The following is a 25053-nucleotide window of genomic DNA, read 5'->3' on the forward strand; positions in this document are numbered from 1 at the left end:
CAATTTTCGAAATGGCGATCCGTGCCCAGACAGCAGAACGGGCGCTCCGACACCTCGAAACGCCCGCTAGAATGGCTGTTTTAAGCCTTGTCGCTGAGAGCCAGACCGGCCCCGTCCGGCGGTGTGGCGTCGCCATCTCCCAATGGCTTTTGCATGAAGATGACATCGCGCCAGCCGTCCAATTTCCAGCCCGCGGCGTGGAATCGACCGGAATCAGCGAATCCGCGTGAGCGGTGCAGGCCGATCGAGGCTGTATTTTCGGAATCACCGATTACCGCGACCATCTGACGGGCCCCGCGCCGGGTGCATTCCAGAATCAGATGGTCCAGCAGAGCACCGCCCGCGCCGATTCCCTGCGCCTGAGGATCGAGATAGATCGAATCCTCGACCATGTAGCGGTACGCCTCACGTGCGCGGAACGGCCCAGCATAGGCATAGCCGACCACGCGGCCCTGATGCTCCGCCACCAGATAGGGCATGCCCAAGGCCTTCACATAGGCGAATCGCGCGCGCATTTCGGTCTCGCTAGGCGGCACCAGTTCGAATGTGCCGCAGGCGTCGCGGACCCATGACGCGTAAATGGCCGTGATGGCGGCAAAGTCGTCCTCTGCCGCCTCACGAATACTGACACCGCTCATCAGGAGAAGTCTTTCTCCCAGCCCTTGTTCACAGCCCAGATGGCGAAGGCATAGTCGTGGGCGATGTCCTTGAGATAATCGAAGCGACCCGAGGAGGCGAAGTGACCGGCCTCCATATTGATCTTCAGCAGGATCGGGTTGGTCGAAGTGGTGTGTTCTCGCAGACGCGCCACCCACTTTTGCGGTTCCCAATAAGTCACGCGCGGATCGGACAGGCCGCCCGTGGCCAGAACTGCCGGATAGGCCTTGGCCTCGATCTGGTCATAAGGGCTGTACGACCACATGTAGTCATAGGCGTCAGCATCCTCGAGCGGGTTGCCCCATTCAGGCCATTCCGGCGGGGTCAGCGGCAGGCTGGTGTCGCTCATGGTGTTGATCAGGTCGACGAACGGTACGCCACCGATGATGCCGGCCCAAAGTTCGGGGCGCATATTGGTCACGGCCCCCATCAGCAGACCGCCGGCCGAGCGGCCCTCGGCCACGATGTTTCCGGCGCGCGCATAGTTCTTTTCGATCAGGTGATCGGCGGCGGCGATGAAGTCGGTGAAGGTGTTCTTTTTGGTGAAGCGACGGGCGTTCAAGAACCAGTTCCAGCCCTTGTCGGCACCACCGCGAATGTGGGCGATGGCGTAGATGAAGCCGCGATCCACCAGCGATAGACGGTTGCTGGAGAAGCTGGCAGCCATCGACATGCCGTACGAACCATAGCCGTACAGCAGGACAGGGGCCGAGCCATCCACCGGCGTGTCCTTGTGGCGCAGGATGGAGACCGGCACCAGCTGGCCGTCGGACGCAGGCGCGTTCAGGCGCTCGACGACATAGTTGGCCGGATCGTGACCCGAAGGGATTTCCTGCACCTTGCGCAAGGTGCGTTCGCGCGACTTCTGATCATAGTCATAGATAGAGGTCGGCGTGGACATGGAGTTGTAGCTGTAACGTACAATAGTGGTGTCGAACTCCGACGCACCGCCCAGCGACAGGCTATAGGCGGGTTCGTCCACGGCGATCTCGTGCTCGGCACCGGCGCGGTCGCGGATGATGATGCGCGTGTTGGCATCGGCGCGTTCCTGACGCGAAATGAAGTCCTTGGTCAGCGAGAAGCCTTCGATGTAGCGACCCGGCGTGTGGGGTACGACATCCTTCCAGTTCGCCTTGGTCGGAGAGCCCGTGGGGGCCTCGACCAGTTTGAAGTCATTGGCGTCATCGGCGTTGGTGCGGATGATCCAGCGGTCACCCCAGTGGTCCATGGAATAGAGACGGCCCTCGACGCGCGGCTCAACCAGCACAGGCGTAGCGGTCGGGGTGTTGCCGGGGATCAGGCGCGATTCCGAGGTTTCCTGATTGGCGATGGTGATGATCAGGAAGGCATCGTCCGAGGTGCGCCCCAGACCGATGAACATGCCTTCGTCTTCTTCTTCATAGACCAGGGTGGTTTCACCGCCCTTGGCCGGACGACGGAAGATTTTGTCCGGACGACCGTTGTCGTTGCGGTTGGTCCAGAAGATCCACTGGCTGTCAGGCGAGAAGGTCAGGTCGCCGGTGGCCGAGTCGATCACGTCCGGCAGCACCTGACCGGTGGCCAGATCTTTCACATAGATCTTGTAGACTTCGGAGCCTTGGGCGTCTTCGGCATAGGCGAACAGGGTGTGGTCAGGGCTGTGCTCGGCCTCGCCGACGACCGAATAGGCCTTGCCCTCGGCCAACTTGTTGGCGTCCAGCAGGATTTCTTCGCCGTCGGTGCGACCACGCGGGCGGCGGCAGTAAAGCGGATGCTGATCGCCGGCGTTGAAGCGGGTGTAGTACTCCCACGGACCATCCGCCGACGGCACCGAGGAGTCATCTTCCTTGATGCGACCCTTCATCTCTTCGAACATCTGGTTCTGAAGCGGCAGGGTGGAGACCATCATGGCCTCGCGATAGGCGTTCTCCTCGATCAGGTTTTCCTTCACGTCCTGCTTGATCAGCGTCGGATCGCGCAGGACGGCTTGCCAGTTGTCATCCTTCATCCACTGGTATTCGTCCGTACGGACGCGGCCCAGTTGCTCGATGCGGACGGGTACTTTTTTGGCAACGGGCGGGACGGGACGAGGCATTCTGGCTCCGGAAGTCTGGGCGTTTCGGGCGTGGGAAAGGGTAGGGGCGGCGGACATCAGTCCGACAGCAGCAGTCGATGCGATCAGTGCGCGGCGATTCATAGTCCTACCCTCCGATGAAGTTTCGATGCGGACCTTGTGCCGGTCGCGGCCAGAGGTCAAATGTCATCCCATGGTCATCGACGCCTTACCTCCCGAACCGCCCGTTGCGCCTCTGCCCGTGCCCGAATGGGATATGACGCTGGGGCTGATCAACGCCACGGTGCAACTGGACCAGAACATCGGCGAGGGCCGCCGCAAGGTAGGCACCGGTTTTCTGCTGAACGCGCCGCGCCCCGATGGTACGCCGCGAATTCTGCTGGTGACGGCGCAGCACGTTTTTCGTGTCATGCCCAATACGGTGGCGCGGATTGGATGGCGCACTGCGGAGGCTGATGGCAACTGGCGCTATACGCCGTCCGATCTGACTATCCGCACCGAGGACGGCACACCGGTCTGGACCCAGCACCCTGAACAGGATGTGGCGGTGATGGAGGTGACGGTACCGGAGGCCTTTGCCCGCGCGGCCATTCCTGTCGGCTGGCTGGCGGATACAGACACGCTGGATCGTTGGCGAATGGGGCCGGGGGATGAGTTGTTCGCGCTGGGCTACCCGCACGGGCTGTCGTCGAACCGCGCAGGCTTTCCGATTTTGCGCTCGGGCCGGATCAGCTCATGGCCGCTGACGCCCATCCAGCATTTCCCGACCTTCCTGCTGGATTTCAACGTCTCGTCCGGTAACTCGGGCGGGCCGGTGTTCTGGGTGCCTGCGGCGACTCGCAGACCGGGCGTTCCGGTGCCAAACAATCCCTTCATCGCGGGCATCCTGATCAAGGAAGTGGTCGGCAATGGCGAGGGTATTGAGTTGGGCGTCGTGGCCCATGCCCAATACGTGCGCGAAACTATCGAACTGCTGGACGCGACGGTTCAGTCTTCGCCGCAGCCATAGCGCGCACAGTACCTCGCTCGCAGAGGGCCGAAGTTGGCATCTTGGGAATAGAGGCTGCTCAAAGCCCTATCCATATCGCGCACCCAGTCGGCCCAGTCCGGTGGGTTGTTAGTTGGCATGGTCCGAACACCGCGCTTGGCCAATGTCATGGCGATGGCGCGGCTAAGCAGGCTGATGTGCGTACGGCCAATGTACATTTCCGAAATCCAGCCCTGAATGACTTCGGCCCGTTCCGGTGCGATCTGGTGAAGGCCCCAGTCGATCTGGCTGCGTGTTCCGGCGCTGGGCGACAGGGACTGGGCGGCGACCAGTCCGGACAGCAGGTTGGCAGGCGTCGGCTCTGGCCCGTCCCATATGGCGTCAAGCGGGGGTTCCTGTTCGGACACAAACGGCAGATTGACGGCGATCTTGGTCGTGACGGGCTGGCGGTTCACGGTGCGCGGGTTCATCCGACCGCGTTCGACAATGGCCACAGCCGCCTGTTCAAAGCCGAGGCCCTCGACTGAGGCAGCGTCCGGCTTGCAGTCAGGTACGCTGTCAACGCTGATCTCGCATTCAACACGGACGATGGCGTCGATGTTCAGATGATAGGCCAGAAGTGGAAAGTCTGTGTCGGTCGGCGCGGGCGGCGTCTTCCATGACGGGTTGGTGACCACGACAGAAGCCTTCTCTACGGGTTCGGTCCGTTCCTGCGCGTCACCGACAGAGGCTCCGGCCAAAGCCCCGGCCAACATAAAACCCGTGAACAAAGCCATTCTCACACCCCTTGAACGGCCTTCCTCCCACGCAGGCGGGCGTTCGTCGAGAGGTTCATGCCTCAGGGGGTGTCCGGTGTCTCACCGGATGTGCAGTCGTAGGCGGCACAGTAACGCTGTCGCAGTTCCGCCAGCACGGGCTCGGCCTTGAGGGGCTGAAAGCGCGGAATGTCCCGCCGCCATGTTTCCCAATCGGTGGGCTGTGTCGCCGGAAACTGTTGCAGGCCACGGATGGCCAGCACACGCGCCGCGCCCATCGCCACAGACTGTCGCTCCTGCGCTAAAGGCGGCGCCAGTTCGTCCAACCAACCCATTACGTTCTGTCGCATGTCGTCCGGCATCCGATCCACGTTCCACGCTGTGGCGATGCGGAATTTAAGGGCGCGAGTGTTGCGCATCATGGCCGTGGCGCGTTGTTGACCCGCCGCCAATTGAGCCTCGTTTGGCGCTGGTCCGTCGTAGTGGGAAATTTCCGAAGCCGTTCGCGAGGCAAAAGGCACTTTGATGCTGAAGTCCCGAGGTGCTTCTGTTGCATCGATGTTCAAACGCGCCCTTTGAACCAAGCGCACGGCAGCGTTTTCAAAGCCCATATGGGCTGGACGCGCGGTGCCGGCACGACAGTTTATCGGGATGCCTTGGGCGTTGGCCTGACAGAAGACTTCCGCATAGCCATCAATGCGCAAATCACGGGCGATGGCAGGATAATCATCCGGTTGCGGGACCGGACGCTCCAGCCACTCCAGCGTGGGCTCTTGCGCACCAAGGGCCGCAAGCGTGGTGAGTGTCAGCCATAAGGACATATGAAAACGCCTCCGGCACTGAAGATGCCGGAGGCGCTGTCATTTACAAGCGAAGCTGCAGGATTAGCCTGCGAGAGCTTCCACCGTCAGCTTATTCAGCAGCTCGCCACCTTGGCCCACTGCAGCCAGACGGCTGGACACGTGGCCCAGAACGTTGGCGGCGTAGACTTCGTACAGGTCCAGCTTGCCTTGCAGCCATGCGGCGTCGCCGTCGTTGGCATCCAGTTTGGCCTTGGCGGCCAGCGCGCCCTTGGCCAGCATCCAGCCGCCGACCACATCGCCCATCAGCTTCAGATAGGCATCGGCACCGGCCAGCACGTCGGCGGCGCGGGCCTTGTCGGCCTTGGCGTCCAGCAGCCACAGGGTGGCGTCCTCGACCGATTCAATGGCGGTGGCGAAGCGCTCGATCGGCTTGCCCGAATAGATGGAAGACAGCTGGTTCAGCGTGGCCTTCATCTCTTCGATCAGGCGCTTGGCCGATTCACCGTTGTCCATCGACAGCTTGCGGCCCACCAGGTCCATGGCCTGAATGCCGTTGGTGCCTTCGTAGATCGGGGTGATGCGGGCGTCGCGGTAATACTGGGCTGCGCCCGTTTCCTCGATGAAGCCCATGCCGCCGTGCACCTGCACGCCCAGCGAGGCGACTTCACAGCCGACGTCGGTGGACCATGCCTTGGCGATCGGGGTGAACAGGTCTTCACGACCCTTCCAGATTTTGCGCTCTTCTTCGGTGGCGGCATGGCGGGCCAGATCGGCGGCAACGCCGGTGGACAGGCAGATGGCGCGGGCCGCTGCCGTCTTGGCCTTCATGACGCCGAGGGTGCGGCGAACATCGGGGTGATCGAAGATCGGTGCGCCACGCTCGCCGGTCCAGACACTGGTGCCCTGACGGCGTTCCAGTGCGTAGGCGAGGGCGTGCTGATAGGCGCGCTCGGCGATGCCGACGCCTTCGACGCCGACGGCCAGACGGGCGGCGTTCATCATCACGAACATATGGGCCAGACCCTCGTTGGGACGGCCTACCAGCTCGGCGACGGCGTCTTCATACTGCATGACGCAGGTCGGCGAGGCGTGGATGCCCAGCTTGTGCTCGATGCCGACCGGACGGAAGCTGTTGCGCTCGCCCAGCGAGCCGTCTTCCTTGACCTCGAACTTGGACGCGAGGAACAGCGAAATACCCTTCGGACCTGCCGGAGCGCCCGGCAGGCGGGCCAGCACGAGGTGGACAATGTTGTCCGTGGCGTCGTGGTCGCCCCAGGTGATGAAAATCTTCTGGCCGTTCAGCAGGTATTTGCCATCTTCGGTCGGGGTGGCGGTCGCCGTCAGGGCACCAAGGTCCGAGCCAGCGCCCGGCTCGGTCAGCACCATGGCTCCGGTCCACTCGCCAGACACCAGCTTCGGCAGATAGGCCTGCTTCTGATAGTCCGTGCCGACTTCTTCCAGCGCCTCGATAGCGGCCAGCGACAGCATCGGGCACAGGCCGAAGGCCATATTGGCGGCGTGCACGGTTTCATAGGCCGCCAGTTCCAGAGCCTTCGGCAGGGCTTGACCACCCGCTTCGGCAGACGCGGTCAGCGAAGTCCAGCCGCCTTCGGCAAACTGCTTGTAGGCATCGGCAAAGCCCGGCGCAGCGGTGACGGCACCGTTGGCGTATTTGGCACCTTGAAGATCGCCCGGACGGTTCAGCGGGGCCAGAACCTCTTCCGAAAACTGGCCAGCGGCTTCCAGCACGGCAGCGGCCACATCGGGATCATAGTCCGGGAATACGCCGGTGGCAGCAACGTCTTCAATGCCCGCAACGGCATTCAGGGCGAACGCGATGTCACGGACGGGAGCGCGATAGGTCATCGGATATCCTCAATCTAGATAGCCGTTGTGTCGAACTTCTAGGTCCGTTTCGCAAGAGGACTTGGACTTTCGTCGAAAATTCCCGCACTTAATAGGTGATAATAAGCCACCAAGTGCGCCGTCCACCTGCGGCTTGAGAGACGAGTTCGATGTCGGATACTACGTTGACCAGTGCGAGCCCGGAAGCGGCGGCTATGGCCCTTCGGGCCGGCCAACTGGTCATCATGCCCACTGAAACGGTCTATGGTCTGGCCGCTGACGCCTCCAATCCCGAGGCTGTCGCGCGGATTTTCGAAGCCAAGGGCCGTCCGCGCTTCAATCCGCTGATTGCGCATGTGGCCGATGCAATCGAGGCCGAGAGCATCGCCGTGTTTGATTCTCAGGCCCGCGCCTTGGCCGAAGCCTTTTGGCCGGGACCGATGACCATCGTGGCTCCCGTCCGCGCCCGTGACAGGGTATGCGATCTGGCCCGCGCCGGACTGGACAGTGTGGCGATCCGCGTGCCCGGCCATGCCAAGGCGCGTGCTGTGATATCGGCCTTTGGTGGTCCGGTGGTCGCACCGTCGGCCAATCGTTCGGGCCGACCCAGCCCGACCACGTTCGCGGATGCCGTGGAAGAAACAGGCGCATCCGCAGGGGCGGCGGTGGATGGTGGGCGCTGTGCCGTGGGCGTGGAGAGTACGGTGGTGTCTGTGCTGGACGGCAAGGTATCCTTGCTGCGTCCGGGCAGTGTAACGCGTGAGGATCTGGAAGCCGTTGTCGGCCCACTGCACGAAAGCGATCAAGGGCACCGTTCGCCCGGCCGTCTGGCGCTCCATTATGCGCCGGATGCGCCAGTGACCATTAATGCAACCGAGGCACCGACGGATGGCATCCTTCTGGGATTCGGCGAGGGCGTGGGTGATCCGCGCTGGAGCCTGAGCCCCAAGGGCGATTTGCGCGAAGCGGCAGCCAATCTGTTCCGCCTGCTGCGAGAGGCGGACCGTACCCGTCCATCAGCAATCTGGGTCTCGCCGATTCCGACCCATGGACTGGGCGAGGCGATCAATGACCGGCTACGCCGCGCGGCCGGTTTCGTCGGCTAAAGAAACTCGGCCTGTAGATCTATTGTGGTGGCCTTGCCGACTTGCGCGAAACAGTCGGTCAGCCACCTATCGGCAGCCTCACGGCCAGCCGACTTCAATGTCGTTAGGAAATGCCATTCGGTGTCCATTTTGGACGCCAAGGACAGATCGCCCAGCCATTCGTCCGCCGGAATGGCGTGAAGTCTGATCTCGCCCCAGCCGCCGCCGCGTTCAAGCCGGCCTTCTTCAAGCAATTTGTGGACAAAGGCGATGGAGCGCAGCTCTGCCACCAGCGGAGCGTTGAACAAAATCTCGTTCAACCGGTCCATGATGTCTGCCGATTGTTCGGGCGTGTCATCGCGCCTGAATGGGTTCAGCGGCAGTAGAAGAATGTCGTGGGGCTGTTTGTCTTCGAACAGAGGATAGAGTGCGGGATTGGCCAGATAGCCGCCGTCCCAATAGTCTTCATCGTCAATGCGCACGGCCTGGAACATGTGGGGCAGACAGGCGCTGGCCATCAGGACTTCGGGCGTGATCTCGGCCGTGTCGAAGATCTGCGATTTACCGCTGCGGACGGCAGTGGCGGACACATGCATGCGGATTTTGGAGGCGCGTACGGCCTCGAAGTCCACCACCGTTTCGACGACACGCTTCAGGGGGTTCAGGTTGAAAGGATTGAAGGCATAGGGGCTCATTGACATGGCCAGTGTTTGACCCGCCTGCCAAAGGGGATTTTCGCCGACCCATTGTTTCGTCAGACTTTGCAGCCATTGGCCACTGGTGCCGAAAACATTGCGACCGCCGGAGCGATTGACCTCTTGCCAGAGGTGATCCAGCGCGACGCGGGCACCGGCATTGCCGTCTTTTTCCAGACCGGTGACAAGAGCCGCCGCGTTCATCGCGCCGGCCGAGGCGGCGGTCACCGCCGTGACCTTGATCCTGTCATCCTCGAACAACCGATCCAGCACACCCCATTGGAAGGCTCCGTGCGATCCGCCGCCTTGCAGGGCAAGACACAGAGGTAAGCGTTTCGACATCGGCAGGCCTTCCTGTGGTGGGGTAGGGACGCTTACTGGGCGGTCCAACCTCCATCGACGGAATAGGAAGATCCGTTGGCCGATGCGCCGAGGTCGGAGACCAGATAAAGGAAGATGCCCGCCAACTGTTCCGTGGTCACGAACTTCTTGGTGGGCTGAGAGCCGAGGATGACGTTCTTCATCACATCGTCTTCGGTCATGCCGCGAGTGCGGGCCTGCTCGGCGATCTGGGACTGAACCAGCGGGGTTTCGACGAAGCCAGGACAGATGGCGTTACAGGTGATGCCTTGCTGGGCGACTTCCAGGGCGACGGTTTTGGTAAAGCCGATCACGCCATGCTTGGCCGCCACATAAGCCGACTTGAACGGGCTGGCGACCAGACCGTGCGCCGAGGCAAGATTGATAATGCGCCCACGGCCCTGAGCCTTCATGACCGGAATGGCGGCCTTGGTGGCGTAGAAGGCCGAAGACAGATTGATCGAGACGATCCGTTCCCACGCGTCGTTCGGGAAGTTTTCAACCGCCTCGACGTGCTGGATGCCCGCATTGTTGACGAGGATATCGAGGCGGCCCAGTTCTTTTTGAGCATAGGCGACCATGTCGGCGATTTCGTCCGGCTTGGTCATGTCTGCACCGTGGTACAGCACGCGCGATCCGGTGCGGGCCTCCAGATCAGCGCGGGTCTTTTCGATAGCGTCGGCGTCTCCCAGTCCGTTCAGCACCACCGCTGCGCCGCATTCCGCTGCTGCGGAGGCGAGGGCGAGGCCAATACCGGAGGTCGAGCCGGTGACAATGGCGACTTGGCCCTTCAGATCGTTCATGGCGAACATATGCGGTCTCCAACCCTGTAATTTGGTGTTTTCGGGAAACTAGCCTTGGTTCGCCATCAACGCATCAGGAATTTCCTTCTCTGATGAATATCCAGTCAAATTCCGTTGAACCTGCTGCGTCAAAACGATAACCGTCAAGGTCGAAGATTTTGATATCTTCAGCCTTTTCCAGACGGTTTTCGATGATGTAGCGGGTCATGGCACCGCGCGCTTTTTTGGCGTGGAAACTGATAATGCGGTCCACACCGTCTTTGCGCTCTTTGAAATGCGGGGTCACGACATTGAGCTTCAGCGCACGGGCGTCCACCGCGCCAAAGTATTCCTGACTGGCCAAATTGATCAGGGTTTGCTCGGTGTGGCCCTGCGCGTCTTCGTTCAGGCGCTCGGAGATACGCTCGCCCCAAAAGTCATACAATGTGTTGCCGCGCGGGGTCTTGAGCTTGGTGCCCATTTCCAGACGATAGGGCAGCATGCCGTCCAGCGGACGCAGCAGACCGTAGAAGCCCGACAAGATACGCAGGTGATCCTGAGCCCACATCAGATCGGTCTCGGACATTTCCCGGGCCTTCAGGCCTTCATAAACATCGCCCGCAAAAGCGAATACGGCCTGAAGCGTGCCTTCCTCGGCATCGTTGTCGAAGGCCTGGAAGCGGTTGTAGTTCAGATCGGCCAGTGGCTCGGAGATCGACATCAGGCGACGCAAGTCGGCGCGGCTGAGTTGACGCGTCACCTTTTCCAGTTCTGCCGTTTCCTTGGCGCAGCGGCGCGGGGTCTTGGGCAGATCGATGGACGGTGGCGTGAAATCCAGCTTCTTGGCCGGTGAAATTACTATCAGCAAAGCATGCTCCCTTGGTCGCGCGACCACATAGGGATGATAGGTGACAGTTTAAACCGTCACCTTGATGGATTGTTTATTTCCGGCCTTTTGCAGATCAGAAAAAGATCGACGGATTCATGATGCGTTTCGGATCGATAGCCTGACGCACGGCGCTCATCATCTGCACTTCCAGCGGCGATTTGTAGCGCTTCACTTCTTCCGATTTCAGACGGCCCAAACCGTGTTCTGCCGAGATGGAGCCGTTGTACCGGTCCACCACATCGTGAACGATCTGGGAGCCTTCTTTCCAGCGCGCGATGAAGGCCGGGATGTCCTCGCCGACGCCCGGAATGATGTCATAATGCAGATTGCCATCGCCAATGTGCCCGAAACACGACACGCGGCAGCCGGGATGGAATTGCTGGACCGCGGCGGTGGCTTCGTCGATGAACTCGGCAATGCGGCTGATCGGCACCGAGACATCGTGCTTCCAGCCGCCGCCCTCGGGCTTAAGGGCCGCCGAATGTTCTTCACGCATACGCCAGAATTGGGCGCGCTGGCTGTCGTTCTGGGCGATGGCAGCATCGGTGATCAGGCCTTCTTCGAAGGCGACCTCCAACAGGCGTTCCATCTGGGCCTCGGCCCCGCCGACGGTGCCGCTGGTAATCTCGATCAGCACATACCAATCCGGCTGGCTTTCCAGCGGCTCGCGCGTGTCAGGGACGTTCTTGAGCACCAGTTCCATGCCCAGACGCTTCATCAACTCGAAAGCTTCGACACCGCCACCGGTTTCATCCTTGGCGCGGGCCAGCAGTTCGATGGACGCGGCTGCGCTCTCCAGACCCACAAAGGCCACGCAGCGCGAACGCATGATCGGATACAGTTTCAGCGTCGCCGCCGTGATAACGCCCAGCGTGCCTTCGGCCCCGATCAGCAGCTGTTTCAGGTCATAGCCGGTGTTGTCTTTGCGCAGGCGCTTTAGCCCGTTGAACATCTGGCCATCGGGCATGACCGCTTCGAGGCCGAGCACCAGATCGCGCATCATGCCATAGCGCAGCACCTGCGTGCCGCCCGCATTGGTCGAGATGACCCCGCCAATCGTGGCCGAGCCTTCGGCGGCCAGCGACAGGGGGAAGAAACGACCATTGGCCTTGGCGATTTCCTGCGCCTCCAGCAGGGTGACGCCGGCCTCAACGGTCATGGCGTCGTCCAGAGGGGTCACATCGCGCACCTCGCGCAGCTTGCGCGTGGACAGCAGAACCTCGCCAAACGGGATTTGCCCGCCGACCAGTCCGGTGCCCCCGCCCTGGGTCACAATGGCCACGCCGTGACGACCACAGATCTCGACCGCCGTCTGCACCTCTTGCGGCGTGCGCGGCTGGATCAGAATGGGCGTATGACCGGTCCAGCGACCGCGCCATTCGGTCAACCAGGGTGCCATCTCATGGGCATCTTCGGTAATGGCGTGGGGCAGGGCGGCCTTGAGTTCGGCCAGTGCGGCAGGCGTAGGGAGGATCATAACGTCCTTGTGGCAAAAGCCGCGACGTGGTGGAAGCGCAAACCCATGCTCTTCATTCTGCTTTTGGCGAAAATTTCATGACTCCAGTCCCCGCGGTCGGTGTGGTGTGCCTGAAAGGCGACGAGGTGCTGCTGATCCGCAGGGGCCAACCGCCGCGAAAGGGCGAATGGAGCCTGCCGGGTGGCCGAATCGAAGCGGGCGAGAAAGCCGTCGAAGCAGCCCTGCGCGAACTGACCGAAGAGACAGCGATCACGGCGCGCATTGGCGGGCTAGTCGATGTGGTGGACGGCGTGTTTCCGGAGGCAGGGCGACACTATGTGCTGATCGACTATTGGGCCGAATGGCTGACTGGTGACGCCGTGGCCGGTGACGATGCCGATGAGGCTGTATTCCTGTCCAAAGCGGAAGCCTTGCAGCGTGTCGATTGGCAGGAGACCCGCCGTATCATCCAGTTGGCCTTTGATCTTAGAGATGCCGCTGTTCGTTAAGTGCGGTCAAGTTACCGTATATGTTGGCGAAAGGTTAAATTTCACGCTAGGGTTTCTCTCCAATAGCGGAGGGCTCCATGGGTTTGATTTTCGTCTTCGTCTTTGCCGTCTTCGCGCTGATATTGCTGTTCAGCGTCGTGAAGATCGTGCCTCAGGGACAAGAGTTCACCGTGGAGCGCTTTGGCCGCTACACCAAGACCCTGAACCCCGGCATCCACCTGCTGACCCCGTTCGTCGAGCGCATCGGTCGCCGCATGAACATGATGGAGCAGGTGTTGGACGTGCCCACGCAGGAAGTCATCACCAAGGACAATGCCATGGTGAAGGTGGACGGGATTGTCTTTATTCAGGTGATCAATGCGGCGGCAGCGGCCTATCGCGTTGACAACCTTTCCCACGCCATCGCCCAGCTTTGCATGACCAACCTGCGTACCGTGGTTGGCTCGATGGAGCTGGACGAGGTGCTGAGCCAGCGCGACAGCATCAACACCCGTCTACTGCATGTTATCGATGCGGCCACCGAGCCGTGGGGTGTGAAGGTCGCGCGTATCGAGATCAAGGACCTTACCCCGCCGGTCGACATCACCAACGCCATGGCCCGCCAGATGAAGGCCGAGCGTGAACGCCGCGCCGTCATCACCGAGGCTGACGGCGAGAAACAGGCCGCCATCGCCCGCGCCGAGGGGGCCAAGCAATCGGCCATCCTCGAAGCCGAAGGCCGTAAGGAAGCCGCCTTCCGCGACGCAGAAGCCCGCGAACGCGAGGCCGAGGCCGAGGCGCGCGCCACCGAAATGGTATCGAACGCTATTGCGGCCGGTGATGTGAACGCCATCAACTATTTCGTGGCGCAGAAATACGTCGAGGCCTTCGCCGAGCTGGCCCGCAGCCCGCAGCAGAAGACGGTCATCGTTCCTTCCGAGATGGGCGCGCTGGTCGGCACTATTGCAGGCGTAGGCGAACTGGTTGGCTTGGCCCGCACCCAACAGCAGGAAACACCGCAGCGCGCTGCACCCGCCCAGCCGCGTTACACCTCGGCGTCGCAGCCGCCCGCCCAGCCGACTCCACGCCGACCGCGCGGCACCGGCGTGCCGACGACCGAATAAAGCGAAGGGGTATTAGGCCGTGGACTGGTTTCTGACTCTGTACGCGGCCCAGCCGTTCTGGCTGTGGCTGGCAGTGGGATTGGTGCTGCTGGGCATCGAGTCCATGTTTTCGACCGAGTGGCTGCTGTGGCCTGCCGTGGCTGCAGGCATCACGGCGGTCATTTCCGCCATCGCCCCTACGGGCTTCGTGGTCGAGCTGGGACTGTTTGCCCTGTTTACCGTCGTGCTGACGCTGGTTTCCAAGCGCTTCATCAAGAAGGTAAACCCTGACGATACGCCAGACATCAACGATGTACGCTTGCGCTTGGTCGGCCAGAAGGCCCGTGTCGTCGAGACTTTCGTCAATGGCCGTGGTCGCGTCTTCGTGTCGGGTGCGGAATGGCCTGCGGAAATCGATGACGCCACGCCTCTGATCGGCGAGAGCGTGGTCGTCGAATCGGCAGCGGGACCGCGTCTGAAGGTCCGTCTGGGCTGACCTGTAGAGGAGGGGGCTTAGCGCCCCCTCAGATCATCCACGCCGCGATTGGCCAGCGAATCGGCGCGCTCGTTCAACTCGTGTCCGGCGTGACCTTTGACCCAGTGCCATTTGACTTCATGGCGGTTGCGCGCGTCGTCCAGACGCCGCCACAGATCTTCGTTTTTCACCGGCTTCTTGTCAGCGGTTTTCCAGCCGCGCGCCTTCCAGCCGCGAATCCACTCGGTGACGCCCTGCATCACATATTTGCTGTCGGTATGCAGATCGACGCGGCACGGGCGCTTGAGGGCCTCGAGCGCTGAAATGGCGGCCATCAGCTCCATGCGGTTATTGGTGGTGTTGTTTTCGCCACCCCACAGTTCCTTTTCGTGGCCGCGCGATTGCAGGATCGCCCCCCAGCCGCCCGGGCCCGGGTTACCTTTGCAGGCTCCGTCGGTGTGAATGATGACGTGATCGGTGAGACTCATTGTCAGATGACTACAGCGTCACTTGGCTCTGGGCCATCACTACGCCTATATGAGCGGCAACAAACTGTTCGTGGGTGCGATGATCGCGCCCCGCTGAGGAGGTGGTCCGATGGGCGCTATGAGTATTTGGCACTGGGCGATCGTGATCGTCGTGGTCCTGGTTTTGTTCGGTGGTCGCGGCAAGCTGTCCAGCATCATGGGTGATGCCGCAAAGGGCATCCGGGCCTTCAAGGACGGCCTGAAGGATGATGACAAGCCGAAGAACGACACGGTCGGCACCATCAGCCGTACCGAAGACGAAAAAACCCACTGATCTTCTCTGAAAGACGCTGAAGCATGGGTGGTTTAGGCCCCGGAATCGGCGGTTTCGAAATCCTGGTGATCGGAATCGTGGCCCTGCTGGTGGTGGGGCCAAAAGACTTGCCGTTGCTGATGCGGCGGGTGGGTCAGTTCGTGGGTAAGGCCCGCGCTATGGCCAACGAGTTTCGCGCCAGCTTTGACGAAATGGCCCGCCAGTCCGAACTAGAGGAATTGCGCAAGGAAGTTCAGGCCCTGCGTAAGGACTCGGGGATGTATGCGCTTGGCAAAGATGCCGACGACGCGTTCAAGGATATCCGCAAGGAACTTGAATCGCCGTTGGATGCCGCCGCCGATAAGCCAAAGGCCAGCGATGGGGTTGCTGCTTCAGCCACGACTGCTGTCGCCGCTGATGTCGCCCAAGCAGAGCCTGTGACCAAAGCAGTGAGCGAGCCGCAAATCGTGCCGACCGGCGTTGACGAGTGGCCGGATCTGGACGCGCAGGCCGCACAGGTCGAAGCTGCCGAGGCCGAAGCGACCAAGAAGGACGCTCAATGACGAATCTGGATCGGGATGAAGCCGAGATCGAGGCCTCGCGCGCGCCCCTGATGGATCATCTGATTGAACTTCGCTCGCGCCTGATGTGGTGCGTGGCCGCGTTCATCGTCTCTTTCATCATCTGCTTCGCGTTTGCCTCACAGCTGTACCTGTTCCTCGTGCAGCCTTATGTGGCGTCGTACGCCTTTTTCCAGTCGGTGGGGACGGCTGGCGGGCACGGAGCGGTGTCGCCCTTTGATCTGATCCTCGGTACTGCCGGACTAAAGGCCTTGCCGCATGTGGATGCCGAACAGGTCAAGCTGATCTACACTGCGCCGCTGGAAATCCTCTTCACCAAGATGAAGCTGGCCGCGCTGGGCGGGATTTTTCTCGCGTTTCCCGTGATCGCCTATCAGCTGTATCGTTTTGTGGCTCCGGGCCTTTATCGCAACGAACGCGGGGCCTTCCTGCCGTTCCTCGTAGCGGCCCCGATCCTGTTCGTACTGGGCGCGGCACTGGTCTATTACGTGATGCTGCCGTTCGTGATGTGGTTCTCGCTGAGCCAAGGCATTGTGGGCGAGGGCGTCACCGCTGAACTATTGCCGAAGGTATCGGACTATCTCAGCCTTGTGATGGCGCTGATTTTGGCCTTTGGCTTCTGTTTCCAGCTACCGGTGGTGATGACCCTGATCGGTATGGCGGGCCTGATCTCTGCCGAGACCATGGCCAAGGGGCGCCGCTACGCCATCGTGGCCGTGGTTGTGGTGGCGGCTGTGGTCACGCCGCCTGATCCTCTCAGCCAGCTGATGCTCGCCATCCCTATGGTGCTGCTCTACGAGGTTTCGATCTGGTGCGTTCGCGTCATCGAAATGCGCCGTAAGAAGCGTGACGCAGAACAGGAAGTCGCCGCTTAGGGTGCCTCACACATAGGCTGTATCGAAAAGGCCGTCGGATCGTTCCGGCGGCCTTTTTGCTGACCGTTTCATGCTCACGAAAAAGGCCCGGATGGCGAACCATCCGGGCCTTTCGCTGTCATCCCCTAGGGATTAGCAGCTGTAGTACATGTCGAACTCGACCGGATGCGGATGCAGCTGCAGGCGAGCCACTTCCACTTGCTTCAGTTCGATGTAGGCGTCGATGAAGTCGTCATCCATCACGCCGCCCTTCTTGAGGAAGGCGCGGTCGGCATCGAGGGCTTCCAACGCTTCACGCAGCGATCCGGCAACTTCCGGGATCGAGCCGCGCTCTTCCGGCGGCAGATCGTACAGGTTCTTGTCGGCAGCCGCGCCCGGATCGATGCGGTTTTCGATCCCGTCCAGGCCAGCCATCAGCAGGGCCACGAAGGTCAGGTACGGGTTGCCCATCGGGTCCGGGAAGCGGGCTTCGATGCGCTTGGCCTTCGGCGACGAGACGTGCGGAATACGGATCGAGGCCGAACGGTTGCGGGCCGAGTAGGCCAGCTTCACCGGAGCCTCATAGCCCGGCACCAGACGCTTGTACGAGTTGGTGGTCGAGTTGGCGAAGGCGTTGATGGCCTTGGCGTGCTTGATGATGCCGCCGATGTACCACAGACACTCTTGCGACAGACCGGCGTACTTGTCGCCAGCGAACTGCGGCTTGCCGTCTTTCCAGATCGACATGTGGACGTGCATGCCCGAGCCGTTATCGCCGAACATCGGCTTGGCCATGAAGGTGGCCGTCTTGCCGTAAGCGTGGGCCACGTTGTGGATCACGTACTTATACAGTTGCAGACGGTCAGCCATGGTCAGCAGGTCGCTGAACTTCAGGCCCAGTTCGTGTTGAGCCGGAGCCACTTCGTGGTGGTGCTTTTCCGGATCGAGGCCGAGGTCGCGCATGACGGCCAGCATTTCGCCGCGCAGGTCTTGACCCGAGTCCACCGGATTAACAGGGAAGTAGCCGCCCTTGGCACCCGGACGGTGGCCCAGATTGCCTTCGGCGTACTCGGCACCGGTGTTGGCCGGCAGTTCGGTCGAGTCGAAGCTGTAGCCGGTGTTGTGAGCGGCGGTCGACCAGCGCACGTCGTCGAACACGAAGAACTCGGCTTCCGGACCGAAGTAGACGGTGTCACCCACACCAGCCGACTGCACATAGGCGAGGGCCTTCTTGGCCATCGAACGGCTGTCGCGGTTATAGGGCTCGGCCGTGTCCGGGTTCAGCACATCGCAGAACAGGAAGAGGGTCGGTTGTTGGTAGAAGGGATCGACATAGGCGGTCGACAGGTCCGGCTTCAACAGCATGTCGGACTCGTTGATGGCCTTCCAGCCGGCGATCGACGAACCGTCGAACATCGTGCCTTCTTCGAGGAAGTCCTCGTCGATCTGGCTGATGTCGAAAGTGACGTGTTGCAGCTTACCTTTGGTGTCGGTGAAGCGCAGATCGACGTACTCGATCTCCTTATCCTTGATCTCTTGCAGGATCTTTTGGGCGGCGCTCATTTTTCTCGAGGTCCTGTTCTTATGAGGAGGAAACAAAGAAGGCCGCCCCGAATGGGACGGCCAATGACAGTTAGATAGCTTGCGCTCCGGTTTCGCCGGTGCGGATACGGATGACGTCTTCGAGGGTCGTCACGAAGATTTTTCCGTCGCCGATTTTGCCGGTGCGTGCAGCGGTCTGAATGGCGTCAATGACGGCAGGCGCCAGATCGTCCGATACCACGACTTCAAGTTTGATCTTGGGAAGGAAGTCGATGACGTACTCGGCACCGCGGTAGAGTTCGGAATGACCTTTCTGGCGGCCGTATCCCTTGGCTTCCAAAACGGTCATGCCCTGGACACCGATGTCCTGCAGGGCGTCTTTGACTTCATCGAGCTTGAACGGCTTGATGACGGCTTCGATCTTCTTCATTGGCGGTCCCGAGGCGGGTCCTCTTGTGGCCCGACGCTCGGTTATCGAAGACACATTGCATTGCACCATAAGGCAAGCCTTTTTCTTGCCTCAGAAGCCATCCGTGATCGGAAATCCCCACCCAATGGATAGAAATGTCACGCTGTGGGGCTTTCTGGTTGAAATAAGTATCTGAATTCAACGCAAAAAACCCGGCTGGCGAGAGGCGAAGGCTGTTCCAGGCGCAGGCAGAACACAATCGCGATAGAATCGCGGCCGGTATCAGGAAGCCGAGTTTCGAGGGAAGGTGGTGCGGATGAGAGGAATCGAACCTCCACGCCTCTCGGCGCTGGAACCTAAATCCAGTGCGTCTACCAGTTCCGCCACATCCGCATTAGGTATTCGAGGCTTCTAGCGGGATTCTGAAGCCGCGCAAGGGAAACCTCTGCACACGGTGCAAGCCTGCGGCAACGGACATCAAAAAAGCCCGCGCCGGTGAACGGCGCGGGCTTTCGAAAGCCTTTGAGGGCTTGGTCGCTTAGCCGACCTTCAGCTGGACAGCCGAAGTCTTGCCCGAGCGACGGTCTTGTTCCAACTCGTAGCTGATGGCTTGACCTTCATCCAGGCCGTTGATGCCGGCTTGGTGAACAGCGCTGATGTGAACGAAAACGTCCGAACCACCAGCGTCAGGTGCGATGAAGCCGAAGCCCTTGGTCGAGTTGAACCACTTTACGGTGCCAGTAGCCATATCCATGACCTCCTATAGCGTTCGCCCACGGAAAGATTGCCGCGGGCCAGTCGGGTCTTTGGAAACGGAAAATCTCAATGCGTCGCAGAGAAGATAGAGCGTTACGCAGAGATATCGACAGGCAAACAATGCCTGAATAATGCGCCCCTCGCAAGGCGGGGCACTTAAAAACAGAAAAAGCCCCGGAGAATTCCGGGGCTTTTCCCTTGCTTCGGATGGTGTCGATTACTCGATACCACGGCCCACGTGGCTCTTACGGTAGCCGTAGAGGAAGTAGACCGCCAGACCGATCGCAGCCCACAGCGGCAGGACCAGTTTCGCATCGGTCGGCAGGTTCAGGTACAGGCCCAGAGTACCGAACATGGCCAGAGGGGCCACGACCCAGATGAGCGGGGTCTTGAACGGACGGTGGCGGTGCGGATCGCGCTTGCGCAGGATCATGACCGACAGGGCCACCATGAAGAACGCGAACAGGGTGCCCGAGTTCGAGATGTCAGCCAGCTTGCCGACCGGCAGGAAGGCCGCGAAGAAGGCCACGGCCACGCCGGTGATCATGGTCACGATGTGCGGGGTCTTCCACTTGGGGTGGATCTTGGCCAGGAACTCCGGCAGCAGGCCGTCACGCGCCATCACGAAGAAGATGCGGGTCTGACCAAAGAGCATGATCAGGATAACCGACGGCAGAGCCAGGAAGGCCGCAACGCCGATCATGTCGCCAACACGCTCATGTCCGATGGAGCGCAGAACGTGGGCCAGTGCTTCCTTCGAGCAGACCAGCGGCTCGGTGCCCGCAGCGACCAGCGTCTGGCACTGGGCTGCCATTGCCGAGGTACCGGCGTGCAGCACTTCACCATTGACGCCCAGAACCGGTTGGGCGCCCAGAGCGCCGATGGCACCGGCGGCGACCAGAATGTAGAAGACCGTACAGATCAGCAGCGAACCGATCAGGCCGATCGGCACGTTCTTTTGCGGATCCTTGGTCTCTTCGGCGGCGGTCGACACGGCGTCGAAGCCGACATAGGCGAAGAAGATCGAGGCAGCGGCCCCGACGACGCCCAGACCGGCACCATGGCCTGCGCCCATCCAGCCGTTCGGCATGAACGGGGTGAAGTTTTCGCCCTTCAGGACCGGCAGGGTCAGCACGATGAACACGGTCAGGGCCGTGACCTTGATCGCCACCAGAATGGCGTTCACGCGGGCCGACTCCGTGGTGCCGATCAGCAGCAGGCCGGTGATCAGCAGTGCGATAGCCGCAGCGGGCAGGTTCACAAGGCCGCCGGCGTACGGTCCGGCTGTCATGGCAAGGGGTAACGATATCCCCCAACTGTTCAGCAAGCCGATAAAGTAGCCGGACCAGCCCACCGACACGGCGGAGGCGGCAACAGCGTATTCGAGAATAAGCGCCCAGCCCACGATCCAGGCCAGAAGCTCACCCATCACCGAATAGGTGTAGGTGTAGGCAGAGCCCGAAACCGGCACCATCGAGGCCAGCTCCGAATAGCAAAGCGCCGCTACAGCACAGACCGCAGCGGCGATGACGAAGCTCCACATCATGCCAGGTCCGGCCTTTTGTGCGGCCTCGGACGTCAGCACGAAGATACCGGTGCCGATAATGGCACCCACCCCGAGTAGGGTAAGCTGGACAGCGCCCAGCGAGCGCGTGAGCGCTTTCTTTTCTGCGGACGCGATAATAGCGTCCAGCGGTTTAATCCGCCAAGACATGGAAGTCCCCTCGCAAATTCAGTACCGACAGAAGTCGGCTCGAGGGCGACGCTAGACAGGCTTTGTGGATCGCGCAACGCGCTAGACGTTTTCTAGGCCGATTAATGACCGATTTGTGTACCTGCGGCGGGGATGGCTGCGACAACATGTTACCAATCCATGCCGTTTTGGATTCCATTGCCACGGCTCTGTCGGGCGAATCGACGCTGGTACTGGCGGCACCGCCGGGGGCGGGCAAGACCACTGTGGTGCCCTTGCACCTGCTGAAAAGCGATTGGCTGGGCGACCAGAAAATCATGCTTCTAGAGCCGCGCCGGATCGCCGCGCGCGCCGCCGCAGAGCGCATGGCCGCCACACTTGGCGAATCGGCGGGTGAAACGGTGGGCTATCGTACCCGCCTGCAAAGCCGCATCAGCGCACGTACCCGTATCGAGGTTGTCACCGAAGGCGTCTTCACGCGCATGCTGTTGGATGATCCGGCGCTGGAGGGCGTGGGGGCTGTGCTGTTTGACGAGTTCCACGAGCGCAGTCTCGACGCCGATCTCGGCCTGGCGCTGGCGCGTGAATGCCAGACCCTATTACGCGAAGACCTGCGGCTCATCGTAATGTCGGCGACGCTGGACGTGGCCGGGGTGTCTCGTCTGTTGGACGGCGCTCGTGTCATCGAAACAGAAGGCCGCGCCTTTCCGGTCGAGACCCGATATCTTGGCCGTAATCCTGCCGAGCGTTTTGAAGAGGCCATGGCGCGGGCCGTTATTCAGGCACTTGATGAAGAGACCGGCTCCGTGCTGGCCTTTCTGCCGGGGCAGGGCGAGATCCACCGCACGCTGCAAAGGCTGAACGATCGTATGCGACGAGCCGACGTCGATGTGGTGGGCCTGTATGGGGCCTTGGACAAGGCCGAACAGGACAGGGCGATTTCGCCTGCACCTGCGGGACGCCGCAAGGTGGTGCTGGCGACCTCGGTAGCGGAAACCAGTTTGACGATCGAGGGGGTGCGCGTGGTCATCGACGGTGGCCTGTCGCGCGTGCCGCGCTTCGATCCGGCCAGCGGATTGACCCGTCTGGCTACAGTAAAGGTGTCACAATCTTCGGCAGAACAACGCAGGGGCCGTGCGGGTCGCGTGGAGCTGGGGGTGTGTTACCGCCTGTGGGACGAAGAGCAGACGCGTGGACTGGTTCCGCATCAAAAGCCTGAAATCCAGGAAGCCGACCTGACGGCCTTTGCGCTGGATCTGGCGCGATGGGGGGCGAAATCGGTTGATGGACTTGCGCTGCTGGACCCGCCACCTGCGGGGGCGCTGTCCGAGGCACGCAAGGTCTTGGGGCGTTTGGGGGCTTTGGATGACAACGGTGACCTGACCGAGCACGGGCGCAGGCTGGCGCGGATACCGCTATCGCCGCGTCTGGCGCACATGGTGGCGACGGCGTCCGATCTGGAGGATGCCATGGGCGGCGCGCGCGTAGCGGCGGTGCTGAGCGAACCTGGCCTTGGCGGCAATAGCGTCGATATTGAAGAGCGGCTGAAGGGTATGGAGCGCGACCGTTCGCCGCGGGCCCGCGACGCGCAAAAATTGGCCGAGCACTGGGCCAAGGCAGCGGGGGGCGGCAGGGGTGAACGCGTCGATGTCGCGCTGCTGGTGTGCGAGGCCTTTCCAGAGCGCATCGCCCGGTCGCGCGGTAAAGGTGGCGAGCTGCTGCTGGCGTCCGGTCGTGGCGCGGTGATCGATGCGTCTGAGGCGCTGGCTCAGGACAAATGGCTGGCCGTTGCCGAACTGGGCGGCGGTGACAGCCGCGACAAGGTCCGACTGGCCGCGCGTCTGGATGCGACGACGCTGGAGAGCGATCTGGCGCACCGTATCGACACTGAGGAGCGACTGGTCCGCGAGCCGTCCGGTCGGGCGGTCATCAAGCGCATCCGCAAGATCGGCGCGATTGTGCTGGACGAAAAGGTCATCGGCGCACCCGACCGGAAGGCCATGACGGCGGCCCTGAAGACCGAAATCGAAAAGGATGGCTTGGGCGATCTTCGTTGGGGCGAGGCCAGTTCGGCTTTTCGGGCACGCTTGGCCTATCTGCATGGTTTGGAGGCGGATTGGCCGGATGTGTCGGACGAAGGTCTGCTGGCGCGGCGCGAGGAATGGCTGTGGCCGCTGCTGGATAAGGTATCGGCGGTGTCGGCTCTGTCTGATCGTGATCTGGCGGATGGTCTTCGCGCGCTTGTGCCGTGGGACAAGCAGCGGGCGCTGGATCAGCTGGCACCCGCGCGGCTGGAAGTTCCTCTGGGTTCTGCCGCCATCGACTATGCTGCCGAAGGCGGGCCGCGCGTCGATATCCGCGTGCAGGAACTCTTCGGCTTGAAAGTCCACCCCACGGTTGGTGGCGGGCGCACGCCATTGACCTTGGCGTTGCTGTCACCCGCGCGGCGTCCGGTTCAGGTCACCAAGGATCTCCCGGGGTTCTGGGCGGGATCCTGGAACGCGGTTAGAGCTGAAATGCGCGGCCGTTATCCGCGTCATCCTTGGCCGGAAGACCCTGCCAACGCCGCGGCCACCAATCGCGTCAAGCCGCGCGGAACATAACACCGCGCCAAGCTTTGCGGCTGTAAATCCTTGACGGATCAGGGCAATTTCTGAAATGAAAATGCCCTGAACAAGGGGGCTATCGTGTCTGAAGGCCAGATTTTACCCGCAAAGAACTCTAAGGCGCGCGTTTTGTTCGCCAGCCTGATCGGCACGACAATCGAGTTCTACGATTTCTATATCTATGCGACGGCTGCGGTCCTCGTGTTTCCGGCGCTCTTCTTCCCTGGTAGCGACCCTATGACGGCCATGCTGGCCTCGTTCGCGACCTTTTCGATCGCCTTTTTCGCGCGTCCGGTCGGTGCCGTTGTGTTCGGCCATTTTGGCGACAAGGTGGGGCGTAAGGCCACATTGGTCGCCGCGCTGATGACCATGGGCGGCTCGACTGTGCTGATCGGCTTGCTGCCGACTTATGCTCAAGTTGGTGTGCTGGGGCCGTTGCTGCTGGCGCTATGCCGGTTTGGTCAGGGGCTGGGCCTGGGGGGAGAGTGGGGCGGTGCTGTGCTGCTGGCCACCGAAAACGCCCCTCCGGGTAAAAAGGCGTGGTACGGCATGTTCCCGCAACTGGGGGCACCGATTGGCTTTATATTGTCGACCGCCAGCTTCATTGCCCTGGGCCACTTCCTGAGCGAGGAAGCCTTCATGGTATGGGGGTGGCGTGTGCCCTTTATCGCCAGCGCGGTCCTGGTCATTATCGGCCTTTGGATGCGCCTGAAAATCCACGAGACGCCGGATTTCCAAAAGGTCATCGACAAGCAGGAGCGGGTGAAGGCCCCCATCCTTACCCTGATCGCCGACCATAAGTATGCCTTGCTGACGGGGACGCTGGCCGGTCTGGCGACTTTTGTTCTGTTCTATCTGATGACGGTGTTTGCGCTGGGGTGGGGCACCACCTCCATGGGCTATAGCCGCGAGCAGTTCCTGCCGATCCAGCTTCTGGGTGTGTGCTTCTTTGGCCTGCTGATCCCCGTTGCGGCATTGGCGGCTGACAAGTGGGGACAGGCGAATACCTTGCTGGTGACCAGTCTCGGAATTGCCGTGTTCGGGATGATCTTACCGGTTTTGTTCAATGGCGGTCTGGTAGGAATTACGGCCTTTTTCATCATCGGCTTTGCCTTGATGGGCTGCACCTATGGTCCGATCGGTGCCGCGCTGGCTCGGCCTTTCCCGACGGCAGTGCGTTATACCGGCGCATCCATGACCTTTAATCTGGCCAGTATTCTCGGGGCTTCATTGGCACCGTTTATCGCGACGTGGCTGGCGCAGCGGTATGGCCTGATGGCGGTCGGCATCTATCTGGCCGTAGTCGCCTTGCTGACCATTGTGGCCCTGCTGGGTATGAGGCGGATAAAAACAGAGGGGGAGGCGTAAGCCTCCCCCTTTTCATTTCCAATGCGGTGT

General features: G+C 61.4%; 24 protein-coding genes and 1 tRNA gene. 10 read left to right on the top strand and 15 right to left on the bottom strand.

What is annotated here, in order from left to right:
- Positions 1 to 80: 80 nt before the first annotated feature.
- Positions 81 to 638, bottom strand: a complete 558-nt coding sequence (locus B3B04_RS09870; RefSeq protein WP_292042401.1) for a GNAT family N-acetyltransferase — start codon at positions 636 to 638, stop codon at positions 81 to 83.
- On the bottom strand, positions 638 to 2833 hold the full coding sequence (locus tag B3B04_RS09875; protein ID WP_292042403.1) for a S9 family peptidase: 2196 nt from the start codon (positions 2831 to 2833) through the stop codon (positions 638 to 640). Before B3B04_RS09875 ends, B3B04_RS09870 begins: the two co-directional genes overlap by 1 nt.
- A 70-nt stretch (positions 2834 to 2903) precedes the next feature.
- On the opposite strand from B3B04_RS09875, the gene B3B04_RS09880 reads away from it, so the two are divergent.
- Positions 2904 to 3719, top strand: a complete 816-nt coding sequence (locus tag B3B04_RS09880) for a S1 family peptidase (protein ID WP_292042405.1) — start codon at positions 2904 to 2906, stop codon at positions 3717 to 3719.
- Here B3B04_RS09880 and B3B04_RS09885 read toward each other — a convergent pair.
- From B3B04_RS09885 to B3B04_RS09895, 3 genes are all read right to left on the bottom strand, one after another.
- The gene (locus B3B04_RS09885; protein WP_292042406.1) at positions 3698 to 4474 is read right to left on the bottom strand and encodes a hypothetical protein; all 777 of its coding nucleotides are present in this window, start codon (positions 4472 to 4474) and stop codon (positions 3698 to 3700) included. The two genes, B3B04_RS09880 and B3B04_RS09885, sit on opposite strands and share 22 nt — an antisense overlap.
- Before the next feature lie 62 nt (positions 4475 to 4536).
- Positions 4537 to 5274: an energy transducer TonB gene (locus B3B04_RS09890; protein ID WP_292042408.1), complete on the bottom strand. Its 738-nt coding sequence runs from the start codon at positions 5272 to 5274 to the stop codon at positions 4537 to 4539.
- 63 nt (positions 5275 to 5337) lie between these two features.
- Positions 5338 to 7122, bottom strand: a complete 1785-nt coding sequence (locus B3B04_RS09895; RefSeq protein WP_292042410.1) for an acyl-CoA dehydrogenase — start codon at positions 7120 to 7122, stop codon at positions 5338 to 5340.
- Between the two features lie 194 nt (positions 7123 to 7316).
- On the opposite strand from B3B04_RS09895, the gene B3B04_RS09900 reads away from it, so the two are divergent.
- Positions 7317 to 8207 (top strand): L-threonylcarbamoyladenylate synthase, encoded by an 891-nt coding sequence (locus B3B04_RS09900; protein ID WP_292042654.1) that lies wholly within the window; start codon positions 7317 to 7319, stop codon positions 8205 to 8207.
- Here the strand turns inward: B3B04_RS09900 and B3B04_RS09905 are convergent.
- The 4 genes from B3B04_RS09905 to B3B04_RS09920 form a co-directional block, all read right to left on the bottom strand.
- A complete protein-coding gene (locus B3B04_RS09905) occupies positions 8204 to 9223 on the bottom strand; it encodes a patatin-like phospholipase family protein (protein ID WP_292042412.1) in 1020 nt (339 codons plus the stop codon). The genes B3B04_RS09900 and B3B04_RS09905 overlap by 4 nt on opposite strands.
- 32 nt (positions 9224 to 9255) lie before the next feature.
- Entirely contained in the window at positions 9256 to 10053 is a 798-nt protein-coding gene (locus tag B3B04_RS09910; protein WP_292042414.1) for a 3-hydroxybutyrate dehydrogenase, read from the bottom strand.
- Between the two features lie 64 nt (positions 10054 to 10117).
- Entirely contained in the window at positions 10118 to 10891 is a 774-nt protein-coding gene (yaaA, locus tag B3B04_RS09915) for a peroxide stress protein YaaA (RefSeq protein WP_292042416.1), read from the bottom strand.
- A gap of 94 nt (positions 10892 to 10985) precedes the next feature.
- Positions 10986 to 12389, bottom strand: a complete 1404-nt coding sequence (locus tag B3B04_RS09920) for an FAD-binding oxidoreductase (protein ID WP_292042419.1) — start codon at positions 12387 to 12389, stop codon at positions 10986 to 10988.
- A 77-nt stretch (positions 12390 to 12466) separates the two neighbouring features.
- Between B3B04_RS09920 and B3B04_RS09925 the strand changes: the two genes are divergently transcribed.
- From B3B04_RS09925 to B3B04_RS09935, 3 genes are all read left to right on the top strand, one after another.
- Positions 12467 to 12877: an NUDIX hydrolase gene (locus B3B04_RS09925; protein ID WP_292042420.1), complete on the top strand. Its 411-nt coding sequence runs from the start codon at positions 12467 to 12469 to the stop codon at positions 12875 to 12877.
- Between the two features lie 77 nt (positions 12878 to 12954).
- A complete protein-coding gene (locus B3B04_RS09930; protein WP_292042423.1) occupies positions 12955 to 13980 on the top strand; it encodes an SPFH domain-containing protein in 1026 nt (341 codons plus the stop codon).
- A gap of 19 nt (positions 13981 to 13999) precedes the next feature.
- Entirely contained in the window at positions 14000 to 14455 is a 456-nt protein-coding gene (locus tag B3B04_RS09935) for an NfeD family protein (protein WP_292042425.1), read from the top strand.
- A 17-nt stretch (positions 14456 to 14472) separates the two neighbouring features.
- Here the strand turns inward: B3B04_RS09935 and rnhA are convergent, their stop codons facing one another.
- Positions 14473 to 14922 carry a ribonuclease HI gene (gene rnhA, locus B3B04_RS09940; RefSeq protein WP_292042427.1) on the bottom strand — a complete coding sequence of 150 codons (450 nt, stop codon included), beginning with the start codon at positions 14920 to 14922 and terminating at the stop codon, positions 14473 to 14475.
- Positions 14923 to 15031: 109 nt separating this feature from the next.
- Here rnhA and B3B04_RS09945 point away from each other — a divergent pair, with 109 nt between their 5' ends.
- From B3B04_RS09945 to tatC, 3 genes are read left to right on the top strand one after another with little or no spacing between them, the layout of a single operon-like run.
- Entirely contained in the window at positions 15032 to 15235 is a 204-nt protein-coding gene (locus B3B04_RS09945) for a twin-arginine translocase TatA/TatE family subunit (protein WP_292042430.1), read from the top strand.
- Positions 15236 to 15258: 23 nt separating this feature from the next.
- Entirely contained in the window at positions 15259 to 15777 is a 519-nt protein-coding gene (gene tatB / locus B3B04_RS14610; RefSeq protein ID WP_313442872.1) for a Sec-independent protein translocase protein TatB, read from the top strand.
- Positions 15774 to 16670, top strand: coding sequence for a twin-arginine translocase subunit TatC (gene tatC / locus B3B04_RS09955; RefSeq protein ID WP_292042433.1), 897 nt, complete (start codon positions 15774 to 15776; stop codon positions 16668 to 16670). Before tatB ends, tatC begins: the two co-directional genes overlap by 4 nt.
- 132 nt (positions 16671 to 16802) lie before the next feature.
- Here tatC and glnA read toward each other — a convergent pair whose 3' ends face one another.
- From glnA to B3B04_RS09980, 5 genes are all read right to left on the bottom strand, one after another.
- Positions 16803 to 18212, bottom strand: coding sequence for a type I glutamate--ammonia ligase (gene glnA / locus B3B04_RS09960; protein WP_292042436.1), 1410 nt, complete (start codon positions 18210 to 18212; stop codon positions 16803 to 16805).
- Positions 18213 to 18282: 70 nt separating this feature from the next.
- Positions 18283 to 18621: a P-II family nitrogen regulator gene (locus tag B3B04_RS09965; protein ID WP_292042439.1), complete on the bottom strand. Its 339-nt coding sequence runs from the start codon at positions 18619 to 18621 to the stop codon at positions 18283 to 18285.
- Between the two features lie 287 nt (positions 18622 to 18908).
- Positions 18909 to 18993: transfer RNA gene (locus B3B04_RS09970), tRNA-Leu, on the bottom strand.
- 145 nt (positions 18994 to 19138) lie between these two features.
- The gene (locus tag B3B04_RS09975) at positions 19139 to 19348 is read right to left on the bottom strand and encodes a cold-shock protein (protein WP_292042442.1); all 210 of its coding nucleotides are present in this window, start codon (positions 19346 to 19348) and stop codon (positions 19139 to 19141) included.
- 225 nt (positions 19349 to 19573) lie between these two features.
- A complete protein-coding gene (locus B3B04_RS09980; protein ID WP_292042443.1) occupies positions 19574 to 21070 on the bottom strand; it encodes an amino acid permease in 1497 nt (498 codons plus the stop codon).
- A 146-nt stretch (positions 21071 to 21216) separates the two neighbouring features.
- On the opposite strand from B3B04_RS09980, the gene hrpB reads away from it, so the two are divergent.
- Positions 21217 to 23652 carry an ATP-dependent helicase HrpB gene (hrpB, locus tag B3B04_RS09985; RefSeq protein WP_292042656.1) on the top strand — a complete coding sequence of 812 codons (2436 nt, stop codon included), beginning with the start codon at positions 21217 to 21219 and terminating at the stop codon, positions 23650 to 23652.
- Between the two features lie 132 nt (positions 23653 to 23784).
- Entirely contained in the window at positions 23785 to 25023 is a 1239-nt protein-coding gene (locus B3B04_RS09990) for an MFS transporter (RefSeq protein WP_292042444.1), read from the top strand.
- The last annotated feature ends 30 nt before the right edge of the window (positions 25024 to 25053 follow it).

This window comes from Brevundimonas sp. UBA5713, assembly GCF_002419815.1.
GTDB lineage: Bacteria > Pseudomonadota > Alphaproteobacteria > Caulobacterales > Caulobacteraceae > Brevundimonas.

Bases quoted from the DNA above. Each gene is read 5' to 3' on its own strand.
- B3B04_RS09975 (WP_292042442.1), bottom strand. From the start codon at position 19,348: ATGGCTACTGGCACCGTAAAGTGGTTCAACTCGACCAAGGGCTTCGGC.
- B3B04_RS09885 (WP_292042406.1), bottom strand. From the start codon at position 4,474: ATGGCTTTGTTCACGGGTTTTATGTTGGCCGGGGCTTTGGCCGGAGCC.
- B3B04_RS09945 (WP_292042430.1), top strand. From the start codon at position 15,032: ATGGGCGCTATGAGTATTTGGCACTGGGCGATCGTGATCGTCGTGGTC.
- B3B04_RS09910 (WP_292042414.1), bottom strand. From the start codon at position 10,053: ATGTTCGCCATGAACGATCTGAAGGGCCAAGTCGCCATTGTCACCGGC.
- glnA (WP_292042436.1), bottom strand. From the start codon at position 18,212: ATGAGCGCCGCCCAAAAGATCCTGCAAGAGATCAAGGATAAGGAGATC.
- B3B04_RS09900 (WP_292042654.1), top strand. From the start codon at position 7,317: ATGGCCCTTCGGGCCGGCCAACTGGTCATCATGCCCACTGAAACGGTC.
- B3B04_RS09965 (WP_292042439.1), bottom strand. From the start codon at position 18,621: ATGAAGAAGATCGAAGCCGTCATCAAGCCGTTCAAGCTCGATGAAGTC.
- B3B04_RS09895 (WP_292042410.1), bottom strand. From the start codon at position 7,122: ATGACCTATCGCGCTCCCGTCCGTGACATCGCGTTCGCCCTGAATGCC.
- tatB (WP_313442872.1), top strand. From the start codon at position 15,259: ATGGGTGGTTTAGGCCCCGGAATCGGCGGTTTCGAAATCCTGGTGATC.
- B3B04_RS09980 (WP_292042443.1), bottom strand. From the start codon at position 21,070: ATGTCTTGGCGGATTAAACCGCTGGACGCTATTATCGCGTCCGCAGAA.
- B3B04_RS09905 (WP_292042412.1), bottom strand. From the start codon at position 9,223: ATGTCGAAACGCTTACCTCTGTGTCTTGCCCTGCAAGGCGGCGGATCG.
- B3B04_RS09920 (WP_292042419.1), bottom strand. From the start codon at position 12,389: ATGATCCTCCCTACGCCTGCCGCACTGGCCGAACTCAAGGCCGCCCTG.
- B3B04_RS09890 (WP_292042408.1), bottom strand. From the start codon at position 5,274: ATGTCCTTATGGCTGACACTCACCACGCTTGCGGCCCTTGGTGCGCAA.
- B3B04_RS09870 (WP_292042401.1), bottom strand. From the start codon at position 638: ATGAGCGGTGTCAGTATTCGTGAGGCGGCAGAGGACGACTTTGCCGCC.
- hrpB (WP_292042656.1), top strand. From the start codon at position 21,217: ATGTTACCAATCCATGCCGTTTTGGATTCCATTGCCACGGCTCTGTCG.
- B3B04_RS09930 (WP_292042423.1), top strand. From the start codon at position 12,955: ATGGGTTTGATTTTCGTCTTCGTCTTTGCCGTCTTCGCGCTGATATTG.
- tatC (WP_292042433.1), top strand. From the start codon at position 15,774: ATGACGAATCTGGATCGGGATGAAGCCGAGATCGAGGCCTCGCGCGCG.
- rnhA (WP_292042427.1), bottom strand. From the start codon at position 14,922: ATGAGTCTCACCGATCACGTCATCATTCACACCGACGGAGCCTGCAAA.
- B3B04_RS09875 (WP_292042403.1), bottom strand. From the start codon at position 2,833: ATGAATCGCCGCGCACTGATCGCATCGACTGCTGCTGTCGGACTGATG.
- B3B04_RS09925 (WP_292042420.1), top strand. From the start codon at position 12,467: ATGACTCCAGTCCCCGCGGTCGGTGTGGTGTGCCTGAAAGGCGACGAG.
- B3B04_RS09880 (WP_292042405.1), top strand. From the start codon at position 2,904: ATGGTCATCGACGCCTTACCTCCCGAACCGCCCGTTGCGCCTCTGCCC.